The 21,913-nt window shown below is 66.1% G+C and carries 25 protein-coding genes; 5 read left to right on the top strand and 20 right to left on the bottom strand.

What is annotated here, in order from left to right; translation table 11 throughout:
* Window positions 1-157: 157 nt before the first annotated feature.
* The 16 genes from CJO11_RS07635 to CJO11_RS07560 form a co-directional block, all read right to left on the bottom strand.
* A complete protein-coding gene (locus tag CJO11_RS07635; RefSeq protein WP_095012180.1) occupies window positions 158-616 on the bottom strand; it encodes a DUF2793 domain-containing protein in 459 nt (152 codons plus the stop codon).
* A 20-nt stretch (window positions 617-636) separates the two neighbouring features.
* On the bottom strand, window positions 637-2,829 hold the full coding sequence (locus CJO11_RS07630; protein ID WP_095012179.1) for a phage tail protein: 2,193 nt from the start codon (window positions 2,827-2,829) through the stop codon (window positions 637-639).
* Between the two features lie 23 nt (window positions 2,830-2,852).
* On the bottom strand, window positions 2,853-3,254 hold the full coding sequence (locus CJO11_RS07625; RefSeq protein WP_095012178.1) for an NlpC/P60 family protein: 402 nt from the start codon (window positions 3,252-3,254) through the stop codon (window positions 2,853-2,855).
* A complete protein-coding gene (locus CJO11_RS07620; RefSeq protein ID WP_095012177.1) occupies window positions 3,251-4,066 on the bottom strand; it encodes a DUF2163 domain-containing protein in 816 nt (271 codons plus the stop codon). Before CJO11_RS07620 ends, CJO11_RS07625 begins: the two co-directional genes overlap by 4 nt.
* On the bottom strand, window positions 4,063-6,372 hold the full coding sequence (locus tag CJO11_RS07615; RefSeq protein ID WP_095012176.1) for a DUF2460 domain-containing protein: 2,310 nt from the start codon (window positions 6,370-6,372) through the stop codon (window positions 4,063-4,065). The genes CJO11_RS07620 and CJO11_RS07615 overlap by 4 nt, the downstream gene beginning before the upstream one ends.
* A gap of 3 nt (window positions 6,373-6,375) precedes the next feature.
* Entirely contained in the window at window positions 6,376-6,954 is a 579-nt protein-coding gene (locus CJO11_RS07610; RefSeq protein ID WP_095012175.1) for a tail tape measure protein, read from the bottom strand.
* Window positions 6,947-7,141, bottom strand: coding sequence for a phage tail assembly chaperone (locus tag CJO11_RS07605; RefSeq protein ID WP_240504351.1), 195 nt, complete (start codon window positions 7,139-7,141; stop codon window positions 6,947-6,949). The genes CJO11_RS07610 and CJO11_RS07605 overlap by 8 nt, the downstream gene beginning before the upstream one ends.
* Window positions 7,138-7,476, bottom strand: coding sequence for a gene transfer agent family protein (locus tag CJO11_RS07600; RefSeq protein ID WP_240504350.1), 339 nt, complete (start codon window positions 7,474-7,476; stop codon window positions 7,138-7,140). The genes CJO11_RS07605 and CJO11_RS07600 overlap by 4 nt, the downstream gene beginning before the upstream one ends.
* Window positions 7,473-7,880: a phage major tail protein, TP901-1 family gene (locus CJO11_RS07595; protein WP_095012174.1), complete on the bottom strand. Its 408-nt coding sequence runs from the start codon at window positions 7,878-7,880 to the stop codon at window positions 7,473-7,475. The genes CJO11_RS07600 and CJO11_RS07595 overlap by 4 nt, the downstream gene beginning before the upstream one ends.
* Window positions 7,881-7,895: 15 nt before the next feature.
* The gene (locus CJO11_RS07590; RefSeq protein WP_095012173.1) at window positions 7,896-8,285 is read right to left on the bottom strand and encodes a DUF3168 domain-containing protein; all 390 of its coding nucleotides are present in this window, start codon (window positions 8,283-8,285) and stop codon (window positions 7,896-7,898) included.
* Window positions 8,286-8,474, bottom strand: coding sequence for a hypothetical protein (locus CJO11_RS07585; RefSeq protein ID WP_095012172.1), 189 nt, complete (start codon window positions 8,472-8,474; stop codon window positions 8,286-8,288).
* Window positions 8,471-9,013, bottom strand: coding sequence for a head-tail connector protein (locus tag CJO11_RS07580; protein WP_095012171.1), 543 nt, complete (start codon window positions 9,011-9,013; stop codon window positions 8,471-8,473). The genes CJO11_RS07585 and CJO11_RS07580 overlap by 4 nt, the downstream gene beginning before the upstream one ends.
* Before the next feature lie 84 nt (window positions 9,014-9,097).
* Window positions 9,098-10,255, bottom strand: a complete 1,158-nt coding sequence (locus tag CJO11_RS07575) for a phage major capsid protein (RefSeq protein WP_095012170.1) — start codon at window positions 10,253-10,255, stop codon at window positions 9,098-9,100.
* A 38-nt stretch (window positions 10,256-10,293) separates the two neighbouring features.
* Complete coding sequence (locus CJO11_RS07570) at window positions 10,294-10,719, bottom strand: HK97 family phage prohead protease (protein WP_240504349.1); 426 nt, start codon at window positions 10,717-10,719, stop codon at window positions 10,294-10,296.
* Entirely contained in the window at window positions 10,716-11,024 is a 309-nt protein-coding gene (locus CJO11_RS07565; RefSeq protein ID WP_095012169.1) for a DUF6127 family protein, read from the bottom strand. The genes CJO11_RS07570 and CJO11_RS07565 overlap by 4 nt, the downstream gene beginning before the upstream one ends.
* Window positions 11,021-12,166, bottom strand: coding sequence for a phage portal protein (locus CJO11_RS07560; protein ID WP_095012168.1), 1,146 nt, complete (start codon window positions 12,164-12,166; stop codon window positions 11,021-11,023). The genes CJO11_RS07565 and CJO11_RS07560 overlap by 4 nt, the downstream gene beginning before the upstream one ends.
* Here CJO11_RS07560 and CJO11_RS07555 point away from each other — a divergent pair.
* On the top strand, window positions 12,165-12,722 hold the full coding sequence (locus CJO11_RS07555; RefSeq protein WP_150124997.1) for a hypothetical protein: 558 nt from the start codon (window positions 12,165-12,167) through the stop codon (window positions 12,720-12,722). The two genes, CJO11_RS07560 and CJO11_RS07555, sit on opposite strands and share 2 nt — an antisense overlap.
* Window positions 12,722-13,075 (top strand): hypothetical protein, encoded by a 354-nt coding sequence (locus CJO11_RS07550; RefSeq protein WP_150124996.1) that lies wholly within the window; start codon window positions 12,722-12,724, stop codon window positions 13,073-13,075. The genes CJO11_RS07555 and CJO11_RS07550 overlap by 1 nt, the downstream gene beginning before the upstream one ends.
* A 7-nt stretch (window positions 13,076-13,082) precedes the next feature.
* On the opposite strand, the gene CJO11_RS07545 is transcribed toward CJO11_RS07550, so the two are convergent.
* Window positions 13,083-14,414 (bottom strand): DNA-packaging protein, encoded by a 1,332-nt coding sequence (locus CJO11_RS07545; RefSeq protein ID WP_095012165.1) that lies wholly within the window; start codon window positions 14,412-14,414, stop codon window positions 13,083-13,085.
* Window positions 14,407-14,880: a hypothetical protein gene (locus tag CJO11_RS07540; RefSeq protein WP_095013280.1), complete on the bottom strand. Its 474-nt coding sequence runs from the start codon at window positions 14,878-14,880 to the stop codon at window positions 14,407-14,409. Before CJO11_RS07540 ends, CJO11_RS07545 begins: the two co-directional genes overlap by 8 nt.
* Window positions 14,881-15,115: 235 nt before the next feature.
* On the opposite strand from CJO11_RS07540, the gene CJO11_RS07535 reads away from it, so the two are divergent.
* Together CJO11_RS07535 and trmB are read left to right on the top strand one after the other, a co-directional pair.
* Window positions 15,116-15,760 (top strand): YqaA family protein, encoded by a 645-nt coding sequence (locus tag CJO11_RS07535; RefSeq protein WP_095012164.1) that lies wholly within the window; start codon window positions 15,116-15,118, stop codon window positions 15,758-15,760.
* Between the two features lie 5 nt (window positions 15,761-15,765).
* Window positions 15,766-16,464: a tRNA (guanine(46)-N(7))-methyltransferase TrmB gene (gene trmB, locus CJO11_RS07530; RefSeq protein ID WP_095012163.1), complete on the top strand. Its 699-nt coding sequence runs from the start codon at window positions 15,766-15,768 to the stop codon at window positions 16,462-16,464.
* Here the strand turns inward: trmB and CJO11_RS07525 are convergent, their stop codons facing one another.
* Both CJO11_RS07525 and CJO11_RS07520 read right to left on the bottom strand, forming a co-directional pair.
* Window positions 16,465-16,836, bottom strand: a complete 372-nt coding sequence (locus CJO11_RS07525) for a hypothetical protein (RefSeq protein ID WP_150124995.1) — start codon at window positions 16,834-16,836, stop codon at window positions 16,465-16,467.
* A gap of 67 nt (window positions 16,837-16,903) precedes the next feature.
* A complete protein-coding gene (locus CJO11_RS07520) occupies window positions 16,904-19,165 on the bottom strand; it encodes an NADP-dependent malic enzyme (RefSeq protein ID WP_095012161.1) in 2,262 nt (753 codons plus the stop codon).
* Window positions 19,166-19,284: 119 nt separating this feature from the next.
* On the opposite strand from CJO11_RS07520, the gene mutS reads away from it, so the two are divergent.
* Window positions 19,285-21,909: a DNA mismatch repair protein MutS gene (gene mutS, locus CJO11_RS07515; RefSeq protein ID WP_095012160.1), complete on the top strand. Its 2,625-nt coding sequence runs from the start codon at window positions 19,285-19,287 to the stop codon at window positions 21,907-21,909.
* Window positions 21,910-21,913 lie beyond the last annotated feature (4 nt).

Raw genomic sequence — 21,913 nt, 5'->3', positions numbered from 1 at the left:
AAGAACCTAATTCCTATCTTCTACCTCTTGAGAGGGCAAGCGGGCTTTGAGCCAAACTGTTGCAATAACGCATCGGTTTGGGGCCCAACCTCGAAAAATGCAGGATTTATAGCCCTCCTTGTGACAATCGAACGCGCCCTAGCACGATTAGTTCCCATCATACACTGGCAAAAATCCCTGCGTTTTTCAGTGCATCGATCATCCCGGCGATCGCAGTTCGGGCTTCGCTATCGACTGTCGTGCCACCTGCTGGACTGGCGGGAGCAGTCGGCCGTTGCCAGCCATTCAGGTAGCGAACCATCTGCCCGGTGGAGAGGTCGAGAAGCTGCAGCCCATCGCTTGGGCTGGCAAAGGCCCACGAGCCGCTCTGGAACGATGCAAGATCGTTGTCGTGGTTCACCCATGCACCGGTCGCGCTTGCAGCGACCAGCCATGTCTCACCTTCAACAGGCGATGCTGGAGGATCAGTGGCTTCACCGAGGATGGCGGGATGGAGCAACAGGTCGGCGAGGGCCAACGCGGCGTTGACGAATGCTTCCTTCTGTGACTGCCCCGGGTAAAGGAGAGGCAGTGCATAACGCGGCGTGGTCGAAGTATAGGAGATCGGATCAGGCATGGAGGGGATTTCCTTGGTAACTAGTCGACATGAGTGAGCAAGAGTGAAGGAGAACGGGCCCACGTGCCGATCTGTCGGACCCACACAGCTGCCCCCGATGCAGATACCTGCAAGTCGCTCCACGTTGCGCTGTCGAGGACAAGACTCGGCACGTTCGTCTCCCAGCTTGCAACCGGGGCATCGAGAGGCCCGACCCCGACCTGATATGTTTCAGCCTGCTCGACGAGCGGGATTTCGATGCCGTCTGGCCACTCCCAGCTGCCGCGGGCGCGGCGGACCCACGAAAACAAGCGGCTTCCGTCAGTCGCAGTCTTGGCTTGTGAGTGAACCGGGCTGGGCGGCATCCTGCTCAACCCGGGGTTGGCCAGCGCAGCGTAGACCGGATCGGTATCACCCAGGCCGATCGCCGCGATCCGGGTGGCCGGATCCGACGGTACAATCGAGCCGTCGAGCGGGTTAAGCCGGCCGTCGAGCAAGGCAAATTCTTCACCCGCGGGATGACCGGCGAAGGCGGCAAGCTCGGTCCCGCCGCGGCCGCGCAGGAGCCCGGTCAAGCGCCAGACGGCATTTCCCAGATTCTCGGCAATCGCGTATTGGAGCACCTCACCGCCAACCAGCACGCGGTTTGCTCCAAATGCGAGCCCGCCGAGATCGCTCGAGGCCAGCGCCAGGTCCGAACTGCACAAGGTCACCTTAAGGGAGGCGTCGGGTTCGAACCGGACTGCTTGTGATGGCGGCAATGAAGTCGCCAAATCACCTATTGCAGCGGGTCGCCGCCCACTCGCACCGAGCGGGATGAGGCTACCGTTTCGATCGAGATAAAGGGCGGCGCCGTTCCAGCCGCTCGATGTGGCGGATGTTGCGGCAAACATCAGCGGTTGGTCGCTGCTCAACGCGGTCCACGCCGGGGTCTCGAACACCTGCATCACCGTTGGAGCAGCTTCGGAATCCGCCGGCGCAGGTAGCGCTCCCGGGTCGGTCGATGCCGGTTGCGGTCCAGCCAATGGTTGCTGGCGGACCAGGCCAAGGTCGATGCCCCGCTCACGCCATTCCCAACTCTCGATCCGCCACAAGTCGGTCTCGCCGGGCACCGTCACCAGCGCGCCGGGCACCAGCGCCGGGTCGAGTTCGGTGATACGCCAGCGCAGTGTCTCGCGCTTCCAGCTTGTTCGGCGAGCGGCTGCGTCGGCCAGCGAACGCGCGTCGGTGGCGGCGAGCGCCGCGGGAAAATCGACGGTTCGCGAGCGTGCCGGCTTTGCTTGTCCGCCCGCCCGCTGCACGCCCGGCTGGAAATCGCGCGCGATGTCGTAGTAGCGCACGGTGTCAATCCGGTTGGGAAGGCCGGCATTGCGGTCGCGCGCTTCGCCGGATTGTTTACCGAAATCGGTCTGGTCCCATCCGAGCGCAGCCTGGGGGAGTGCGGCCTGGACTGGCCCGGAGTTGTCCGCAGTGGATAGCGTGAGCAGCCGATCATTGACTGTAAGGGAAAGCGGGACGAGCGCATCGATCGTGTCGAGGGTCGTCGAAATATCCCCTCCTTCATCGCTGAATCCATCGACCTGCGTGAGCAGGGACGCGACGTTCAGGTTTGCGCTCGCGGGGGCAGTCAGTTCTGCCAGGAGCGACGCGCCGGATCCGGCGAAGACCTCGAATGTCAGCGCCGGGATGCGATTTCCGAAATCGCCCAGCGAGAGGTCTTCAAACACGACGTAGGCGCAGTCGCGAAACGCCGGACACTGCAGGCCAAGCGCGGAGACCATCAATGGGTCGGGTTGCTGGTCGCCCGATCCCGAATAGACCCGCAGGGATCCTGCGGCTTTTAAATCGCCGGCGGCTCCGCGCAGCAAGTTGCCATCGGCCCAGATGCGCCCGATGCCATCGATCGGCCGGCTGGCGAGCGCCACTGCGAACGAGATCGAATAAGTGTATGTCGTGGTGGAAGGCTTCCCCTTGCCGCCGCCGCTTGTCTCGCTGGTTTCGTTGAGTTCGGTCGACCAGATGATCGTTCCGGCGGTTCGCATCGTTCCGAAATGGCGCGGGATCGGCTGACCGTAACTTGAAGTGGTAACCGCCAGGTCCTTGACTCGCGGCCCTTCGCGATGCCCGCCACCAACAATCGCTGCGTCGAGCGAACGCCCGGCGAGCGCGCCGATCGCACCGCCGACCGGTCCGCCGACAATCGTGCCAACGGCTGTGAGCAGCAAGGTGGCCATGGCATGATTCCTTAGTTTTGCTTTCAGGGCGCGACGCGCCAGTGGCGAACGGTCGGCCAGGCCAGGGGAGCCGGGGTGCTGACCACCCGGCGCAATCCCGCATGGGCGTGGACGAAGCTTCCGTCGGCGACGGCGACCAGCAAGTGGTGTTGCGCCGGGCCGGGGCGGACGAGAACGATGTCGCCGGGTTCGATTTGCCCCTGCGCCTCGACCAATCCAGCCCGTTCAGCGAAAGCCAATTGGCTAACGATCGATCGGTTACGCAGGCTGTAGCCAGTTGGGGCCGACACTGGTCGGTGACCTCGCGCCAACGCGGCCGCGACTACTCCGATGCAGTCGAGCCCGGTTGCCGGGTCGCGTCCATGCAGCCGGAACGGGGTGCCCACCAGCGCTTCGGCGCTGGTGGCGACCTGGGCTGCACTCACCGCCCGACCGGATAGCGTGCGATCAGGTCGTTTCCCGGCAGGAACGGCTCGCCGCGAAAATTGACCGCGTTGGCAAACCGGGCGTGACAAGTGGCGAGCGTATGGTCGCAGCCTTCGCGCAGCACCGTGCGGGTGCCGGAGCCGAGGGCCGGATCGAGACGCGAATCGAGCAGCAGACCGGTCGCGTCGGCATCGAGTACGTCCATCGCCAGGCCGACGTGGGGCCCTTCGATCCAGCGGACCGAGCCGCCCGCCATCAGTGATGGAGCGGGGTCATCGAAGAGCACCCGATTGGCCTGTGTGTCGATACCGATAACCTGGGCTTCGTGGGTAAAGCGCGGTGCCGAAAGCCCGCACCCCGGGCCGCAGAACGGCGCACGGCACGTCGGGCTGGTGCGCGGGACGACATCGACTTCGAGTGCCGTCTTGGCGGATTTGAGCTCGGCCGAGAACGTGCCCGCTTCCTGTGAAACGCTGCCGATCGTCCCGGAGTAGAGTACTGCGTGCTCGCCGGTCTCCCAATCGACTGCGCCGGCCTCGACCTGCGCAGCGTCGAAAAGTCCGGCCTTGAGATCTTCTTCGGAGATCGAATCGTGCGCCAGCGCGCCCTGCATTTCGGCGCTGTCTCCGGTGAGTGCGGCGGTGCGCCGGATCGCCGAAGGGAGCATTCCCGGCGCGGCGCGGTGACGGATCCCGCCGAAGGTCAGGTCGCGATCGTGGCTGGTGAAGCCGAGCGTGACGCCGTCGCGCCGATGGATGCGCCAGAAGGTCGCCACGCCTTCAAGTTCCTGCGAAAAGAATATCCGGCTCATGACGCCTCGCGGATCTCGATCAGCGGGACCGACGGCGCATCGCCAGCGGCAAAGGTCGCTCCGGTTACGTTGAGCAGGTCCTCGGCAAAGCGCACCGGCACGTCGAACAGGAACCCGGCGCGGATTTCGGCCCCGGTCGGAGGGGCAGCCGCGAACACTATCCATCCGCCCGGATCGAGTGACCAGGCCGAGCTCGCGACCCCGTCGATACTGACTGCGATCGATTCGGCGCGGGGCCGCGTGATCGGGCGAACCTGCGGCTCGGCTCCGTCGCCATAGCTCTTGGTTAGCTGGAAGCGGGCGGTCAGTCCGTCGCCGGTGCCGATCGGCTGGTCGGTCGCGCTCGGCGTTCCCGTCATCCCGCTCGAGCTGAAGTCGAACGGGTCGGCCAAGCGGAACCCGCGCGCCGCGCCGCGCCGGGCGCGGAAGAACGCGATCAGGACCCCCAGTTCGGTTTCCGAGCGAATGCCGGGGCCTACATCGAAATGCAGCCGTGCATCGGTCCACAACGAATTGCGCCGCTCGTGGCCCGAAGCGGTGACCGCAACCGAAGTAGAGAATTCGGGACTGACCCCGGCATCACGGCCCAGCGCGAGCGGGTAGAGCACGTCATCGAATGCTTGCACCTGTTCCTCCTGCGAAGGCGCGAGGCGGGTGTAGCCGTCGCGCGAAACCTGCGGCAGAGCCCACACGAAGCGCCGCGGGACGCCGCGCGCAGATGCTTCGTCGAGTCCGGCGTCGATCAGCGGCCACAGTGCATCGGCATTCGCCGGATCGAGCACGAACCCTGCGAGATAGTCCTGGCTCGCGAGCGGGTAGCCGAGGCGTGCATCGACTTCGGAATATGCCTTTCGGCGCAGAGCTTCAGCACCGGAAGTCAGCCAGTCGTAGTCCTCGACCTGCAGCCGGTCGAAAGCGGGGCTGGCCCAATCGGTCGGCAAGTTGGCGCGCTTGAGTTCGGGCATGGCGGGATCGAGCACTGTCGGGGTAAACACCAGCAGCAGGATCTCGGCACCGGGGACTTGCGTGCGGACGGCTTGTGCGATTGCATCGGTTGCTGCTGAAAGCAGCGATCCGGCCTGGTCGAGCAGGTCGAGCTCGTCGGGTGCCAATGTCTCGCGCAAATCGGCAATCACCGGCGGAGTACCTCCGAACGCGTAGCTGGCGGCATCGTCATAAAGGCACGGCCTTCCGTCGGACATCACCCACCACCACGGCTCGCCGATTTGGAAGCGCACCGGCAATCCGGCGGCCTCCGCAAGCGCTGCGAAAGTCGTTGCAACCGCTTGCAACCAGCCGACAGCGGCGGAATTGGCAGGCGAGAGCAGCGCGGAAGGCGGCACCCAACCTGTGCGGGCCGGTTCGCCGCCTGCAGCGCGTTGCTGCCACGCGTCAGGGCAATGATCGGCGAGCAATTCGAAGCTGAGCGAGACGATCGGCTCGAATCCCATTGCGGCGGCACTGGCAAAGAAGCTCTGGTGCCACTGTTCGGCCGGAGTGCAGAGCGTTCCGTCGGCCAAGGCAAGCCCGTCGGAGCCGAGCCGGAAGAAGTGGCTCATCCCGACATAGTGGACCAACTCGCCGCGATAGCCGAGCGCCCGCGCGGTTCGCAGCAGGCGGGCCGGGGTCTGGTTGAAGGCATCGTCGTATGCAGTGGCAATGCCTACTCCGTGAGGGGGCAGCAGGACGTCGCCGATTTCGGCCATCGCGCGTTCGCCGTCGCAGGCGATCTCGCTCAGTTCGACCCAGCCGTTCACCCGAACTGCCGGTGGAGGGCCGCTCCCAACGAAACTTCCCGGCGGCTCAAGCGAAATGAACATCCGGTCGATGTCGGCGGGATGGACCGGTTCGCCGGGAAGGGACCAGCCGCTCTCAAGCTGCGAGAACGGCAGCACGATCGTGGCATCCTCGTTGGTGCCGGTGGCATAGTTCCACAGGCGGACGTACCAGGTCCGGGCGGTACCCGCTGCATCGCGTCCTTCGACCGTGAGCGTCGGTCCGTTCACCTCGTCGAGCGGAATGACCCCGCTGCTCCGCCAACGAAAGCTCAGAGTCGTCCGCGAATAGTCGCGGTCGGTCGCATAGGCGGTCAACGGATGGTCGAGCGTATCCTCGCTCGCCCAGATCAATCCGGCAAGTTCGCCTTGGTATTGAAATTCGCAATCCACGCGCAGCGCATCGGCGGCGGTGGTGACGACCGAGGCCATCATCGGGCGCGGGAAGTTGACCGTCCAGAACCGCGGATCGAACCGCTGGATCCAGTCGGTCTGTTGCCCGTTGCGTTCGCGGGCGAGCCAGAACGCCATGGCTCAGGCCTCCCGCAAGGCGCGACCGACGGCGCTGGCTACCTGGCGGCTCGACCGCTGGAGCGCGACCGGCGCCGTGGTTCCCCGCGGGGCAGCCAGGTTGATCGATACCTTTACGTCGCGCGCAGCTCCGCTTGTGCCATTGGCGTTGATGTGCCCCGCGGTCGTGGGGACGAACAGCTCCGGACCGTTTTCACCCACGAGGTAGCCACGCCCGGGAGACACCGGCCCCCCGGTCGCCCGTCCCGGCAGGCCAAAGACCGCGCCGAGTGCTCCGCCGAGCAAACCGCCAATGTTGGCGTTGCCGCCCGTGGAAACGCTGCCGAACAGGTTGTCGAACCCGACCTTGAGCGCCCGGGCAGCGATCTGGTCGACCACCCGCAATGCGATCCGGCCCATATCCTCGAAACCCAGGCTGCCCTTGCGGATTGCGCCGAGCAGGCCGGTCTCGAGCACGTTGCCCGCCTTGGCAAACCCGTCGGTCAGCGTCGAATCGAAGGCGCCGCGCATCTGGGTGATGTCGCTGGCGAAGCCCTGCGTGCTGGCGCGGACTTCGACCAGCAACTGGTCGACTTCATCCATCGGGATTGTTCTCCATCAGGCGTTCGAGATCGGCCCTGCCCAGCGGGGCAGCGGAGCCATCGGGCGGGGCGAAACAGACACCCAGTTCGGCGGGCGTCGCGGCCCAGAATTCGTGCGGTCGCCAGCCGAGGGCGACGGTGGCGAAACGGCACAGCGTCATCGCTGCTGCGCCGAAGCGGTCGCTCACGGCTGCCCTTGCAGGATTGCCGCGAGCAATGCCCGCAGGGGCTTGGCACAGGCGGCGAGGCCGTGTCGGGATATGGCCTCGCCCACGTCCGCGCGGGCCAGGCCATCGCGATCCGCCAGGCAATGCCAGAACAGCGCTGCCATCTCGCCGAGCGCCAGCCGCCCGTCTCCTGCTCGCTCGACCAGTGCAAACAGCGGGCCGAGCTCTTCTTCTGCGCCGACCAGCGCCGCGAACGTCGGGCGCAGCAGGCGCAACGATCCGGCGATCTCGATCGAGGCTTCGCCGCGCAGCGGATTGGCGGGTGGTTCGGTGACGGCGATGTTGAATTGGCTCACGCGGGCAGCACCGCGCCCGAGCTTTCGAGCTGGAGCGTATACGTCCGCTCCCCATTGAAATCTCCGGCATAGTCCAGCCGCTGAACGAGAAACCGGCCCTGCAGTTTCGCGCCGTCTTCGAAGCTCAGTTGGTAGTCGGTGATGGTTCCCGCAAGCGCCTGGGCGCGGATGTCGCTCTCGGCCTGGCTGCCGAGGAAGATGCCGCTCGCAGAAACCGTCACGGAGCGGGTACCCGCGCCCGACAGCAACTCACGCCACCCTGCCGAGTCCTTGTGTGTGACGACCACAGTGTCGCCGTTGATCGACATCTGCGTGGTGCGCATCCCGGCGACGGTCGAATAGGTCGGCGGCTGGGCGCCGTCACCGATCTTGAGCAGGAAGGCTGCGCCGTTCTGGGCGGTCATGGGCGTGTACTCCGGTTAGGCTGCGAGGCAGCGGAAACGATATTCGATCAGGGTGGCGCGCGCATTGTTCGCGCGGCGCTGGGTGCGGGTACGCAGGAACAGGATGGTGGCGACTTCGAACGTGTTCTGCGCGCGCGGCAGGCTCTCGATACGTGCGCCGATTGCGCTGGCGAGCAACTCGCCGGAAGCGGGATCGTCGGTTCGCGTATGAAGCTCGAGCGCGATGCGGACCTCGCGTCCGGCCACGTCCTTGGTGCTCCAGTCGGTGCTGGCGCTGGTCGCGATGGCGAGCCACGGCGCGGTGGTGCGGGCAGGGGCTTCCTCCTCGACCGCGGTCAGCGTGTCGAGCGGCGCTGGACCGGAGCGGAGCCAGTCGAGCAGCGCGGCGCGCAAGGCATATTCCATCTATCGCTCCTTTCCGAACAACGGCCACAGCAAGCCGGCCTGTCGCCACGCACGCGGGTCGCGGCCACGCTCGCGCAGCGCCATTTCGGCACGTGCCTTGGCAATCCGGCCAGCCTGGGCCGCCAGCCGGGCCACAAAGGCGTTCGGGTTCGGGCTGGTTGCAGCGTCGATCAGGCCATTCGTCTTCATGCGAGGCGCATCCGGCGGAACGGGCGCCACAGTGCAGCGACCGAAGCGGGCGGCGCGCCCGAAGTGCCGTCTTCGCGCTCGCGCCAGTGGTGTGCTGCCAGGCGGATTACCCCCTGTCGGATAGGCTCCGGCATCACCGTCCAGTCGGGCGATACACCGGCGGAAAAGCTCACGAAGATGCGCGTGGCATCGCCGCCGTTCAGCACGCGCACGAGGCCCGTGCCGTCGGCATCTATATCGACCTCGTAGTCACTGGCGGCGAGCGCCTGGCTCGAACCGGTCACGGGTGCAGCAATGACCGAAGTGATCGACTGCACTGGGCGGGTCACCAGCGATTGCCATTCGCCGGAAAGCGGCAGTATTTCGGTGCATTGGGCGGTGATCGGCATCAGGCCGGTGAAAGCCTCGCAGGTATCGAGCGCGCTCCGCAGCAGCGATGTCAGTTGTCCGTCGTAGGCGGACGAGCCGATCGCCAGCCACGCCTTGAGGTCGTCGACGGCCGTGCCCGGGAGCGGCGCGGGTATGACGATTGTCCGCATGTCGGCGGTCTCCGGTCAGAGGATTGTCAAAGAAGCGGGGGCACCCGCGCCGGCCAGGGGAAGAGCCGACGCGGGTGCGGGCGATCAGGCCTCGATCTTGAGGAGTTTGATCGCCGCGCTGTCGAGCACCTGGCCGCCGACCCGCTTGGTGGCGTAGAAGTGCACGAACGGCTTGTTGGTGAACGGATCGCGCAGGATCTGCGTCGCGCTGCGTTCCGCGATCAGGTAGCCGGCGCGGAAATTGCCGAACGCGATCGGGAATGCGCCCCCGGCAATGTCGGGCATGTTCTCGGCCTCGACCACCGGGTAGCCGAGCAGGCGGTCGGGCTGGCTTTCGACGAGGCCCGGCTGCCACATGAACGCGCCGTCGGCGGTCTTGAGCTTGCGAACTTCGGCGAGCGTCGCCGAGTTCATTACCCAGCTCGCACCCTGGCGGTGCCCCGAACCCAGCGCATGGATCAGGTCGATCAGCCGGGTCTCGGGCTCGGTGCCGAGGGTCGCCGCGTCGCCCGAGCCGAGATATTGCACCGTACCGAACGGCCGCGCGCCGTCGCCGATCAGCGAGGTCGGGGCGGACAGGAAGCCCATCGGCTGGTCCGTGCCGTTGCCGCCGACGAACGCGGCGCCTTCGGCCCGCGCGAATTCCATCGCGATCTCGCTCGCGAGCCAAGATTCGAGGTCGAACGCGGCATCGTCAAGCATCGCCTGGCTCGCCGCCGGATTGGCGTAGAGTTCGCCGCTCGGCGGAGCGATCTCGGCAAATGTCGGCGTGTCGGTCTCGGGGCGACCGGCGGTTTCGCTGACCCAGCCCGATGCGGTGCCGCCGGTGGAGACGAGCTTGCGGTAGCCCGCCGAGCCGGTTTGCACGACTTGGGCGATTGCCCGGATCGGGCTGATCGCGGTCAGCTCGCGGGCGATCGCTGCATCGATTTCCTGCGGGACGGCATAGCCGCCGTCACCTGGCGCTGCGCCGGATAGCGACTTGACCTCGGCGGTCGAGCCGCGGCGCAGGTAGCCATCGACGAAGCCCTTGACCTCGGGGGTGGCGGGCGCGCCGGCAATCGCCGGGCGGATCGCTGCGCGGCCGACCTTGTCGAGCCGGGCCTTTACTTCATCGACGTCGGAACGAAGCACTTTCACGTCGGCTTCGGTCTTGTCCTGGCGAGCGACGATATCGAAGCTGTCAGCCGCCTGGGTATCGGCAGTCGCCGCGTCGGCGGCAGGGGGAATCGCATTGTCCATGGGGCAGTTCACCTTTCTTCGGGGGGAGTTTGGGGGCGTCAGGGAGTGACGAAGTGGACCCGCGCGCCATGCTGGAGCGGGTGGGTGACGAGGCTGACTTCTAAGATCTCGATATCCTCGAGCACGCGGCCACCGGGCGAATGGCGAAAGCCGCGCGCTCGGTAGCCGAAGCTTAGGCCGTTGACCGCATGGCGGGCGAGCATCGTGCCCGCGCGTCCATCGGGGTTGTCGATCGCGGCGATCACCCGCAGCCCGCGCGCATCTTCGCTGGCTTGCTCGACCCAGCCGATCCGTTGGTCGGGCCGATGTTGCCAGTAGAGCGGCAGCGGCGTTTGCCGCTCGGCCAACGAGCGGGCGAAGGCTCCCGGCACGATTGTGTCGCGTGCCGCGTCCGCCCGATTGAACAGCGCGGCGTATCCGGCGAAGCGGAGCGGCTCACTGCCCCGGGCTGGACCCGGGGTCACTTGAGCAGGTCCGCTACGCCGAGCCGCATCGCGATCGCCACGAGCAGCCCCGCCAGCACCCCGCGCACGATCCATTCGATCGCCGCCTTCCACGCGCTCGCCTTGGCATCGCGCCACGCGCCGAGCAGTTCCCGCAATTCGTCGATGTCGTCCTGCGCGCCTTCGTCGGCGAGGCCGAGCCGGTCGAGCACACGGCCCGCGCCGATCTCGCTGGCTTCCTCGATAATCGCCCGCAAGGTCACCAGATCGCCGCCCTGCGTATTGGCCTGTGCGATCAGGCGGGCGAGCATTTCCTCGCGGGTCATGGCTTCACTCCGATGTTGAGCATTGCGCGCTTCTCGGCGTCGCTGAGGAAGCTCGCGGCGCTCACTTGCGCCCACAGCTTCTCGCGGTCCTCTGCGAGAGCAGGAACCTTGTCCAGGTCGACCGCCAGCGGCGCATCGGGGAACCAGACGTTGAGCCCTTCCTGCAGCCCGCCGAGGATCTTGCCCGCCAGCGGCAGCAGCGTGAGTCGCCACAGCGCGCGGTTGGCCTCGCGGTAGTTGGCGTAAGTGTTGTCGCCCGGCAGACCGAGCAGCATCGGCGGCACCCCGAAAGCGAGCGCGATGTCGCGGGCGGCGGCGGCCTTGAGCGTCGCGAAGTCCATGTCGGCCGGCGAAAGCGCCATGCTCTGCCACTTGAGCCCGCCTTCGAGCAGCATCGGCCGGCCCGCGTTGCCCGCGCCGGCAAAGGCCTGCGTCAGTTCTGCCTTCAGCCGCTCGAACTGGTCGGGGCTCAAAGGGGAGCCGTCGCCTGCGTCGAAGGTCAGCGCGCCGGAAGGTCGCGCAGCGTTTTCGAGCAGCGCGCGGTTCCACAGCGAAGCCGCGTTGTGAATCGCCACCGCCTGCTCGGCGGCGGAAAGGCAGCCCGCGCCGTAGTGGTCGTCCGCCGGGTGATAGCCCTTGAGGTGGATCAGGTTGGGCCAGCCCGCCTCGTCTTCCAGCGTAATGTCGATCGTGCGCTCGCCAAGCTTGTAGCGATAGGCAGCGGGCCAGCCGTCCGTCCCCGGCATCACGCTCACCCGCTCGGGCCGCAGCGCGAACAGTTCGACCGGGCGGCCGCTCGCATCCTTCATCACCTGGACATAGCCGTTGCCGTGGAGCAGCAGCTGCGCGGCGAGCGTTTCGACCAGCGACTGCCCGGCGGACGTCGCCCCGACCAGTGCCGCCAGCGCGGGGTCGGTCGCGGCCAGCGGCGCGCGGCCCACGCCTTCGGCGACCAGCCGCACGCTGCGCTGCGCCACCGGGTTTTCGATATAGGCCCGGCGAACGCTGCGGGTGTATTCGTAAGGCGGCGGTGCGCCGTCGCCCACGGCCAGCGCCCACGGAGAGATAAACCCGCGCGCTATAGGCACACGGGCGTCGCCCCCGCCCTTGAAGGCGGAAGCGAGGTTTTCGAAGAAGGACATGGAGTTCCTTTCGGTTGCGAATTCAGCAGGATGCCGCCATCAAGCGGTCATGCGCATCGGCGAGTACCTGGTTGGCCGGAAACTGGAGCTTCGCTCCCCGCTCTCGCCGGATGAAGTCAGCAAGCGCATCAATGCGGCGGCCAGCTTAATCTATCGACCGTTCGGTCTCTGCGAGGTGATTGGCGGATCATATTTCGGATTTGTCAGGTTGGGCTTTTTCACTTCGGATCTTCAGTACAACGCCAGCCCCGTCTTGTTCGGCAGACTTCAAGAGAGGCTTGGCAGCACCGAAATCCGGGCGCGCTTTGGTGCGCCGATCTGGGTCAAGGTCATTTTCGGTATTTGGTCCTTCGTGTTCTTTTTGGCCCTCTGGGTACTACTTTTCAGTCCAGCTGGCTTAGCGCCAGGTGCCGACTGGAGAGCTCTTTCAATTATTGTCCCGCTGCTTATAATCTTGCCGGTCGCGATGCACTTGATCGGGACGCGAAATTCCGAGTCCGAACTGGAGCGGATCCTCGAGTTCCTCTCTGATTACGCCGAGGCTCGACCCGTCTGATGAAACTAAGATTGCCTCAATCAAGCAGTCGCCCCGGAATTTTAGGTTTCGGCCTCGTCGGAACGATCGGGTTCGGATTGCTGGGCTTACTGATGCTCTCCCGGCGCAGCTGGTGCGAGCCGATCTTGCGGTTGGTGCTCCAATTCATCGCCGACCAGTTCGGCTCCCGAACGGGTTACCAGCCGAGCGTCTATATCTACTATGCGTGGATGCCGGTATTTTGGGCGATCGCATGGTTCGTTCTGTTCCTTCGTGCATGGCTGAGAGAGCCGGCGTTGAATCGACGAATCGACGCCAGGTTGCGATCTGAGTTGGAGCAATCCGCCCGTGGTGCTCCGATTGAACCCGACTGATGTGTGTTTATCCCAGAGTGCGCACCCGCGGCCCTACCTTCTTCCCCAACATCAGTTCGCTTAGTGCCCACACCAGCGCGTCGGCGCGGTCGGGGGAGCGGCCCGGGCCCTCGTAGGTGCCGCCCGCCATCAGGCCGCACAGCTCGTCTTCCAGCTTCGCGAACAGCCCTGCGTGGCGCACACGGCCCGCTTCGTAGAGCGCCGCGACCGGTTCGGCGCGGGCGACCTTGCCGCGCGCAGCGTGGACCAGCTTGAGCGGCAGCGCGATATCGGCGGCGCGCAGCACGGCTGAAACCATTGCGCCGCCCTGGTTCGCTTCGGCGACCACCCGGTCGGCGGACCACGCGCGCGCCGCAGCGGCCACCGCGCGGGCCCAGCGTTCGGGCGTCGGGCGCTCAACCGAGCAATCGGCGAGCACCCTTGCAATCCCGTCCACGCCGAGCGCGCAGACCACGATCCCGCAGGCGTCGCCGTGCGCCGAAGCGGGCGGATCGACTCCGATCACGACCCGCTGCCACTCGGCGGCAGGGGCGGTTTCGCGGCAGCGTTCGAGCAGTGCCCGGCTCCACAGCGCACCTTCGACTTCGTCGAGCAGTTCGCCCTCGAGCTCCTGCCGCCCGATCGCGGTGCCTTCGTACTGGGCGCGTATTTCGCGCAGGAACCGCGCGGGCAGGTGTTCCTTGTTGTCTTTCGTCGTGCCGCGACTGACCGCGACCTTGCCGCTTTCCTCGCGCGCGACAAGCGCCTGCATCAGCGGCACCGCGCGCGGGGTGGTCGTGGCGCAGATGCGCGGGTGCTCGCCCAGCCGCATTCCCAGCACGAGGTTGTCCCACGCACGGCTCGCGCGCTCCGAAGCGGCATCCCACTTGGCAAGCTCGTCACACCAGGCGGCGTGATGCTGCGGGCCGCGCAGGCTCTCCGGCTCGGCAGCCGAATAGAGGAACGCCTGCGCGCCGTTGGGCCAGGTCAGCCGCCGGATTGACGGCTCGTAATGCGGCACCTTGTCGGGCGGGGCGATCGCAAGCAGCCCGCTCTCGCCTTCGACCATCACCCCGCGTGCTTCGGCGAGCGAAGCCCCGACCAGCGCGATCCGCGCTTCGGGGTTGTGCCGCGCATATTGCCGCACCCATTCGGCGCCCGCGCGCGTCTTGCCGAAGCCGCGCCCGGCGCAGATCAGCCACACGTCCCAGTCGCCGCGCGGCGGCAATTGGTTGCGGCGTGCCCACAGCTTCCAGAGATAGCGTATCGTCTCGCGTTCCGCCTTGCTCATCGCGCGGATTTCGGCTTCGCGTTCCTCCGGTTCGGCCTCGAGCAGCGCGCGCAGGTGCGCGCTATTCATCGCCTTCCTTCGCGGCAGCCCTGGCAGCGTATGCCGCGTCGTCGGCCGCGGCGGCGAGCTGGCGCTGGCGCATCAGCTCGAGCTTCCGGGTGATCGAGGCAATCACTGCTTCCTCGTCCTCGTCGGCGCGGATTGCGCGGTGCCGGGTGACCGCCTCGCGGTGCGCGATGAGCAGCCGGAACGCGATGGCGTTGTCGTACTTGCGGCGCGCTTGGGTCTTGCCGCCTTCGAGCTGGCCGATCCGCAACCGGTGGAGCAGGTCCATCTCGAGGTTGTCGTAGCCTTCGGCCAATGCACGTTGCCAGTCGCGGTTGAAATCGGTGTCGCTGCGGCGGGTCTTGTAGACTACGCTCTTGTCGATCCCGGCTTTCTTCGCGGCAGCGGTGACGTTGGAGCTTTCCGCCAGCGCATCGAGGAACTTGGCCTTCCAGCGCGCCGGGGCGCGTTTCTTGCGCGGCTTGGTCATGCAGTCGATCCCGTCCACTTCTCGCGCGGTCCAACGCAAAACGGGCGGCTTTCCCGCTGGGGAGCGCCGCCCGCTTCGAATCGGTCTGTTGCGATGTTCGACTTATGTGCCAGAACAGCGTGACGATGTCAACATAAAAAACCAAATAGGTTAGTTTTGCGTGTGGATTGTGCCACCGTGCCCGCTCGCCTACACGCGCCCGACGCATTTCCGAAGGGGGCGAGACGAGGCGGCCATGCTGCGCAAGCTTTACGACTGGACGATCGAGAAGGCGGGGCATCCACATGCCGAATGGTGGCTGGCGTTGTTCGCGTTCGTCGAAGCGAGCTTCTTCCCGGTCCCGCCGCACCCGTTGCTCGGCCTGATGTGCCTCGCAGAGCCGAAGAAGGCGATCCGCTTTGCGGTGATCGCCACGCTCGCATCGGTCACTGGCGGCCTGCTCGGATATGCGATCGGCTACGCCCTCTACGATACGGTGGGCCAGCAACTCATCTCCGCGCTGGGGATGACCGAAAGTTTCCCGGTCGCGGCCTGTTACCTGCGCGAATACGGGGCCGAGATCATCATGATCAAGGGTGCCACCCCGATCCCGTTCAAGCTGCTGACGATCACCGCCGGCTTCATCCACATGGCGCTGGTGCCGTTTATCCTCGCGAGCGTGGTCAGCCGCTCGATCAGTTTCATGATCGTGGGCGTGTTGTTCCGCCTGTTCGGTGCACCTATCAAGGCGTTCATCGACCGGTATCTCGGGCTAGTGACGATCGGCTTCGTGGTGGCGGTGGTCGGCGGGTTCGTGGCGATCACGTTCCTGTCGGACGGCGGATCGGCCAAGCAGGATGCTTGCACTTCGCCGCCCGCAATCGTCGCACCGGCGACCTGAGACAGATGACCGCGCACAAGCAAGGCGATCCAACGACGCTCAACCGGCTATATGGCCGCAGCCAGGGTAAGCCGCTGCGCGCAGGGCAACAGCACCTCGTCGATACGCTCCTGCCGCAGATCGCAGTGCCCGAGGAAGGACAGGTGACCGCCGAACGCCTGTTCGGCCACGACTGTCCGCTGCATTTCGAGATAGGCTTCGGCGGCGGCGAGCACTTGGCCTATCGCGCCGACCTGCTGCCCGACCACGGGTTCATCGGCGCTGAGCCGTTCCTCAACGGCGTTGCCCAGGCGCTTACCCACGTGCGCGACGGAGCGCTGCGCAATGTTCGCATCCAGCACGGTGATGCGTTGCAGGTGCTTGGCCGGATCCCTGACGGCGCGTTGACGATGGCCTACCTGCTCCATCCCGACCCGTGGCCCAAAGCGCGCCATGCCAAGCGGCGGATGATGAACGACGGACCGCTCGACATGATCGCGGCAAAGCTCAAGCCCGGCGGCGAATTCCGATTTGGCACCGATCACCCGGTCTACCTGCGTCACGCGCTGATGGTGATGCGGCGGCACACGCACCAGTTCGAATGGCTGTGCGAAGGCCCGAAAGACTTCCAGCAGAGGCCCGGCGGGTGGCCCGAAACGCGCTACGAAGCCAAGGCCCGCAGGCTCGGCCATGAGGTGTGGTATTTCCGTTATCGGCGGCGCTGATCAGGCGCGGCGGCGAAAGGCGAGGACAGAATGGGCTTCGCCTGAGGACCGACTTTCGCTTAGCGCGCGGGTCAACTCGTCAGCGGAAAGCTGGCGGGTAAAGACGAGCCCGGCCATCATGCTCTTGACCCACCGCAATTGCGCCTGAATCGCCCCGACAGGGCCGATGGCAAGCACCAGATCGTCATGCTTGCCGACACCCAGCGGCAACCCGCGAACCTTACAGCCATGCGCATCGAGATCGAGCACGGTCACCTCGACCGGGTCGCTCCCTGATACGCTGCATTCGCCGACGAGCGACACCGGCTGGCGATTGCCGGCGCGCGGCGTTTCGGACCTTACTCCGAGCATGGGGCGAGATTTGCGTGCCATAGGCAACGCTTTTGCCCGAACGATGTAAAGATATCCTTAGGGGCCTTCGCGGATGGCCCGTGCCTGCCTAGCCGACCACTCCGGCCGCGGCGAGCACCGCAAGTGTCAGGACATCGGGCGCGATTGCGGTCATCGGGGCGATCTGGACGGGCTTTTCCATACCCACCAGCATCGGCCCGATCGTGCTCGCGCCGGCCAGCTCGCGCAGCATCTTGGCCGACAAGTTCGCCGATTGCAGGCCGGGCATCACCAACACGTTGGCCGGAGCCGACAAGCGGGAGAACGGATAGAGTTCCATCACTTTGGGATTGAGTGCAGCATCGGGCGCCATTTCGCCTTCGTATTCGAAGTCGACCCCTTCGCTGTCGAGGATATGCACCGCATCGCGAATGTTCTCCAGCCAGCGACCCTCGGGATTGCCGAATGTCGAGTAGGACAGGAACGCAACGCGCGGTTCGTGGCCCAGGCGCCGCGCGACCGCTGCGGTTTCCCGGGCGATATGCGCCAACTGTTCGGCACTCGGCCGTTCATTGATCGTCGTGTCAGCGAGGAACACGGTGTAGTTCTTGCCGATCATCAGGTGGATGCCGAAAGCGATCGATTCCGGCTTGGGATCCAGCACGAGGCTCACTTCGCGCATCGTCTGCGCAAACGGGCGGGTGAGGCCCGAGATCATCGCATCGCCATGTCCCAGCGCGACCAGCAGCGCAGCGAAGATATTGCGTTCCTGGTTGACCATCCGCCGTACGTCGCGCTCGGTCCGGCCGCGCCGCTTGAGCCGCTCGTAGAGGTATTCGACCATCGCCGGCACATGCTTGCTGTCGGCCGAATTCTGGATTTCGAAACTGCCCGGGTCCGACACCCCGAGCATGTGCATCTTGTCGGCAATCGCCTTGGTCCGCCCGACCAGGATTGGCGTGCCATAGCCGAAATCGCGGAACTGGATCGCGGCGCGCAGCACCACCTCTTCCTCGGCTTCGGCAAACACCACGCGCTTTGGCGCGGCCTTGGCGTCTTCATAAACCCTGGTGAGGACCGAGGTAGTCGGGTTGAGCCGCGCCTTGAGCGACAGGCGGTAGGCGTCGAAATCCGCGATCGGGGCCTTAGCGACCCCCGAGTCCATTGCCGCTTTCGCGACCGCGCTGGAGACAACTTCCATCAACCGCGGATCGAACGGCGCGGGAATTATGTAGTCGGTGCCGAACTTGTGGTTGACGCCATAGGCGGCGGCGACTTCGTCGGGCACCCTTTCGCGTGCGAGGCTGGCAATCGCTTCGGCGGCGGCGACCTTCATTTCCTCGTTGATCGCGGTAGCCTGGACATCGAGCGCTCCGCGGAAGATGAACGGGAAGCCGAGCACGTTGTTGACCTGGTTGGGATAGTCGCTGCGCCCGGTGGCGATGATCGCATCGGGCCGCACAGCCTTGGCGTCTTCCGGCAGGATCTCCGGGTCCGGGTTGGCCATCGCGAAGATGATCGGCTGGTCCGCCATCTTGGCGACCCATTCGGGCTTAAGCGCCCCGGCAGCCGAGAGGCCGAGGAACACGTCGGCACCCACCAATGCTTCCTCGAGGCTACGCGCCTTGGTCTGGGTGGCGTGCGCGCTCTTCCACTGGTCGACGTTCTCGCGGCCCGGGTAGATCGGTCCCGAGCGGTCGCACACGATCACCTGGTCGCCCGGAACGCCGAGCGCCTTGATCAGCGCGGTGCAGGCCAGCGCCGAAGCACCCGCGCCGTTGACCACCATCTTCACGTCCTTGATGTCGCGACCGGTCAGGTGAAGTGCGTTGATGAGGCCGGCAGCGGCGATGATCGCGGTGCCGTGCTGGTCGTCGTGCATCACCGGGATGTTCATCCGCTCGCGCAGCGCCTGCTCAATCACGAAGCATTCCGGAGCGGCGATATCCTCGAGGTTGATGCCGCCGAAGCTCGGCTCCATCAACGCGACCGCCTCGACGAACTTGTCGGGGTCTTCGGTCGCCAGTTCGATATCGATCGAATCGACATCGGCGAAGCGCTTGAACAGCACGGCCTTGCCTTCCATCACCGGCTTCGAGGCGAGCGCACCGAGGTTCCCCATGCCGAGGATTGCGGTGCCGTTGGAAATCACCGCCACGAGGTTCGAGCGAGCGGTGTATTTCGCAGCGTTCGAAGGATCGTCTGCAATCGCCTGCACCGGCGCGGCAACGCCGGGCGAATAGGCGAGGCTGAGGTCGCGCTGGGTGGCCATCGGCTTGGACGCGATGATCTCGATCTTACCCGGGCGGATCGTCTCGTGGTAGAACAGCGCCTCGCGGGTGGTAAAGGCAGTGGGCTTGTCGTCGGCCAAAGCGGCACCTTTCGTGTGTGAATGCCCGCGTGCCCTAACGGAACTCTCGCGTCGGCAACAGGGGAAAGCGCCGATACCTCCCGTTCCGAATCATCGCTCCTCCCGCTAACCCCATCGCGATGGCGGCCAAAGTCACCCCGATGATGCAGCAGTACCTCGCGCTCAAGGCCGAGGCAGGCGATTGCTTGCTGTTCTACCGAATGGGCGATTTCTTCGAATTGTTCTTCGACGATGCCAAGGCGGCATCGCAGACGCTCGACATCGCATTGACCAGTCGGGGCGAGCACGGCGGCGAAGCGATCCCGATGTGCGGGGTGCCGGTCCATTCGGCCGAAGGATACCTCGCGCGGCTGATCAAGGCCGGGCACCGGGTCGCTATTGCCGAGCAGGTCGAAACGCCCGAGGAAGCCAAGGCCCGCGCCAAGCGCGAAGGCACGCCGGTGTCGAAAGCGCTGGTCGGGCGCGACATCGTGCGGTTCGTCACCGCAGGTACGCTGACCGAAGAGTCTTTGCTCGAGCCGCGCCGTGCGAACGTGCTTGCCGCGGTGTGCGAAGTGCGCGGGACCTGCGGCGTCGCCAGCGTAGATATATCGACCGGGCGGATGGAACTGGAGGATTGCGGACCCGCTGCACTTGGAGCCGTGCTTGCCCGGCTCGGCCCGAGCGAAGTCGTCGTGCCCGAGGATTGGGACGGCGCGCCCGATGGCGCAATCGCGCGCGGGCGACACCAGTTTGCGAGCGACGAAGGGGATGCAAGGCTGCGTGCCGTGCACGGCCTCGCTACACTCGATGGACTGGGCGATTTCAGCCGCGCGATGCTCGCGGCGGCAGGCGGTTTGATCGGCTATCTCGACCATGTCGGGCGCGGAACCCTGCCGCTGTTGCTGCCTCCGGTCGCGCGGGCGGGTGGAAGTACGCTGGCAATGGATGAAGCGACCCGCGCGAGCCTGGAGATCCTCCTGTCGCAGCAAGGCAGTCGCGCCGGGTCGCTGGTTGCTGCGATCGATCGCTGCTCGACCGGGGCCGGGGCGCGGCAACTGGCGGAAGACCTCGCTTCGCCACTGACCGATCGGGCGCGGATCGAAGCGCGACTGGCGCTGGTCGGCTGGCTGCACGGCGATCCGTTGCTCCGCAACGACCTGCGCACTGCGCTGCGCGGATTGCCCGATATCGGCCGCGCGCTTGGGCGGATCGTCGCCGGGCGCGGCAGCCCGCGCGATCTCGGGCAGGTGCGCGACGGGCTCGCCGAAGCACGGGCGATCCACGACTACCTCTTGTCCCAATCCGATCGCCCGGCGCTGCTCGATGAACTGCTGCCGCGTCTCGCCGGGCATGGCGCTTTGGTCGACCTGATGCAGCGCGCGCTGGTCGCCTCGCCGCCGACCGAACGGCACGGTGGAGGATATATCGCTGAGGGCTACGACGCCGCGCTCGACGAACTGCGCCAGGTTTCGGGCAATGCCCGCCGTGCGATCGCTGCACTCGAGGCGAAATACCGCGACGAAACCGGGATCGCGGCGCTCAAGATCAAGCACAACGGCGTGCTCGGCTACTTCATTGAAGTGCCTGCGAAGCATGGCGATGCGTTGATGGCGCCCGACAGCGGCTTCACCCATCGTCAGACGATGGCCGGCGCAGTGCGGTTCAATTCGCTCAGCCTCCACGAGGAAGCGAGCCGAATCGCAGAGGCCGGGGGCCATGCGCTCGCAGCCGAAGAAGCGCACTTCGCGCTGCTGGTGGAACGCGTCGATACCGAGCGCGAGGCGATCGCCGCGACCGCCGCTGCGCTTGCCCGGATCGATGTTGCGGCCAGCCATGCCGAACGCGCAGCGGAAGGTGACTGGGCGCGCCCGGAGATCGTGGCCGAGCCATTGCTGAGGATCGAGGCCGGACGGCATCCGGTGGTCGAGGCCGCACTGGCTGCCAATGGCGAGCGGTTCGTGGCCAACGACTGCGCGCTTTCGCCCGACGACCGGTTATGGCTGATCGGCGGCCCCAACATGGGCGGCAAGTCGACCTTCCTTCGGCAGAATGCGTTGATCGTGCTGCTCGCGCAGGCCGGCGGGTTCGTGCCCGCCACATCGGCGACGATCGGCGTTTGCGACCGGTTGTTCAGTCGGGTCGGCGCGAGCGACAACCTCGCGCGCGGGCGCTCGACGTTCATGGTCGAAATGGTCGAAACCGCCGCGATCCTCGCGCAGGCGAGCGAGCGCAGTTTCGTGATCCTCGACGAAGTCGGGCGCGGCACGTCGACTTACGACGGGTTGGCGCTGGCGTGGGCGGTGGTCGAGGCAGTCCACGAAACCAACCGTTGCCGCTGCCTGTTCGCGACCCACTACCACGAACTGGGGCGGCTGGCGGAGACTTGCGATGCGCTGAGCTTGCACCATGTCCGCGCACGCGAGTGGAAGGGGGAGCTGGTGCTGCTCCACGAACTGGCGGAAGGTGCGGCGGACCGCAGCTATGGTCTCGCCGTCGCGCGGCTGGCGGGAGTTCCCAAAGAGGTTGTTGCGCGGGCCAAATCGGTGCTCGACCGGCTCGAGAAGGGCCGCGCCGAGACCGGTGGACTGGCAGTTGGCCTCGGCGACCTGCCCTTGTTCGCGGCTGCGGCATCGGAGCCGGGTGAGCCCGACGATCCGCTGCGCGAGCGCCTCCAAGGCGTCGATGTCGACGCGCTTTCGCCGCGCGAAGCACTTGATCTGCTGTACGAATTGAAGCGCACGGCAGACGAAAGCGAACATTAACGCT

It is taken from the genome of Tsuneonella mangrovi, from assembly GCF_002269345.1.
GTDB classification, from domain to species: Bacteria; Pseudomonadota; Alphaproteobacteria; order Sphingomonadales; family Sphingomonadaceae; genus Tsuneonella; species Tsuneonella mangrovi.
Note: the sequence above shows the minus strand (reverse complement) of the source record. Positions and strands in the feature narration are given on the sequence as shown.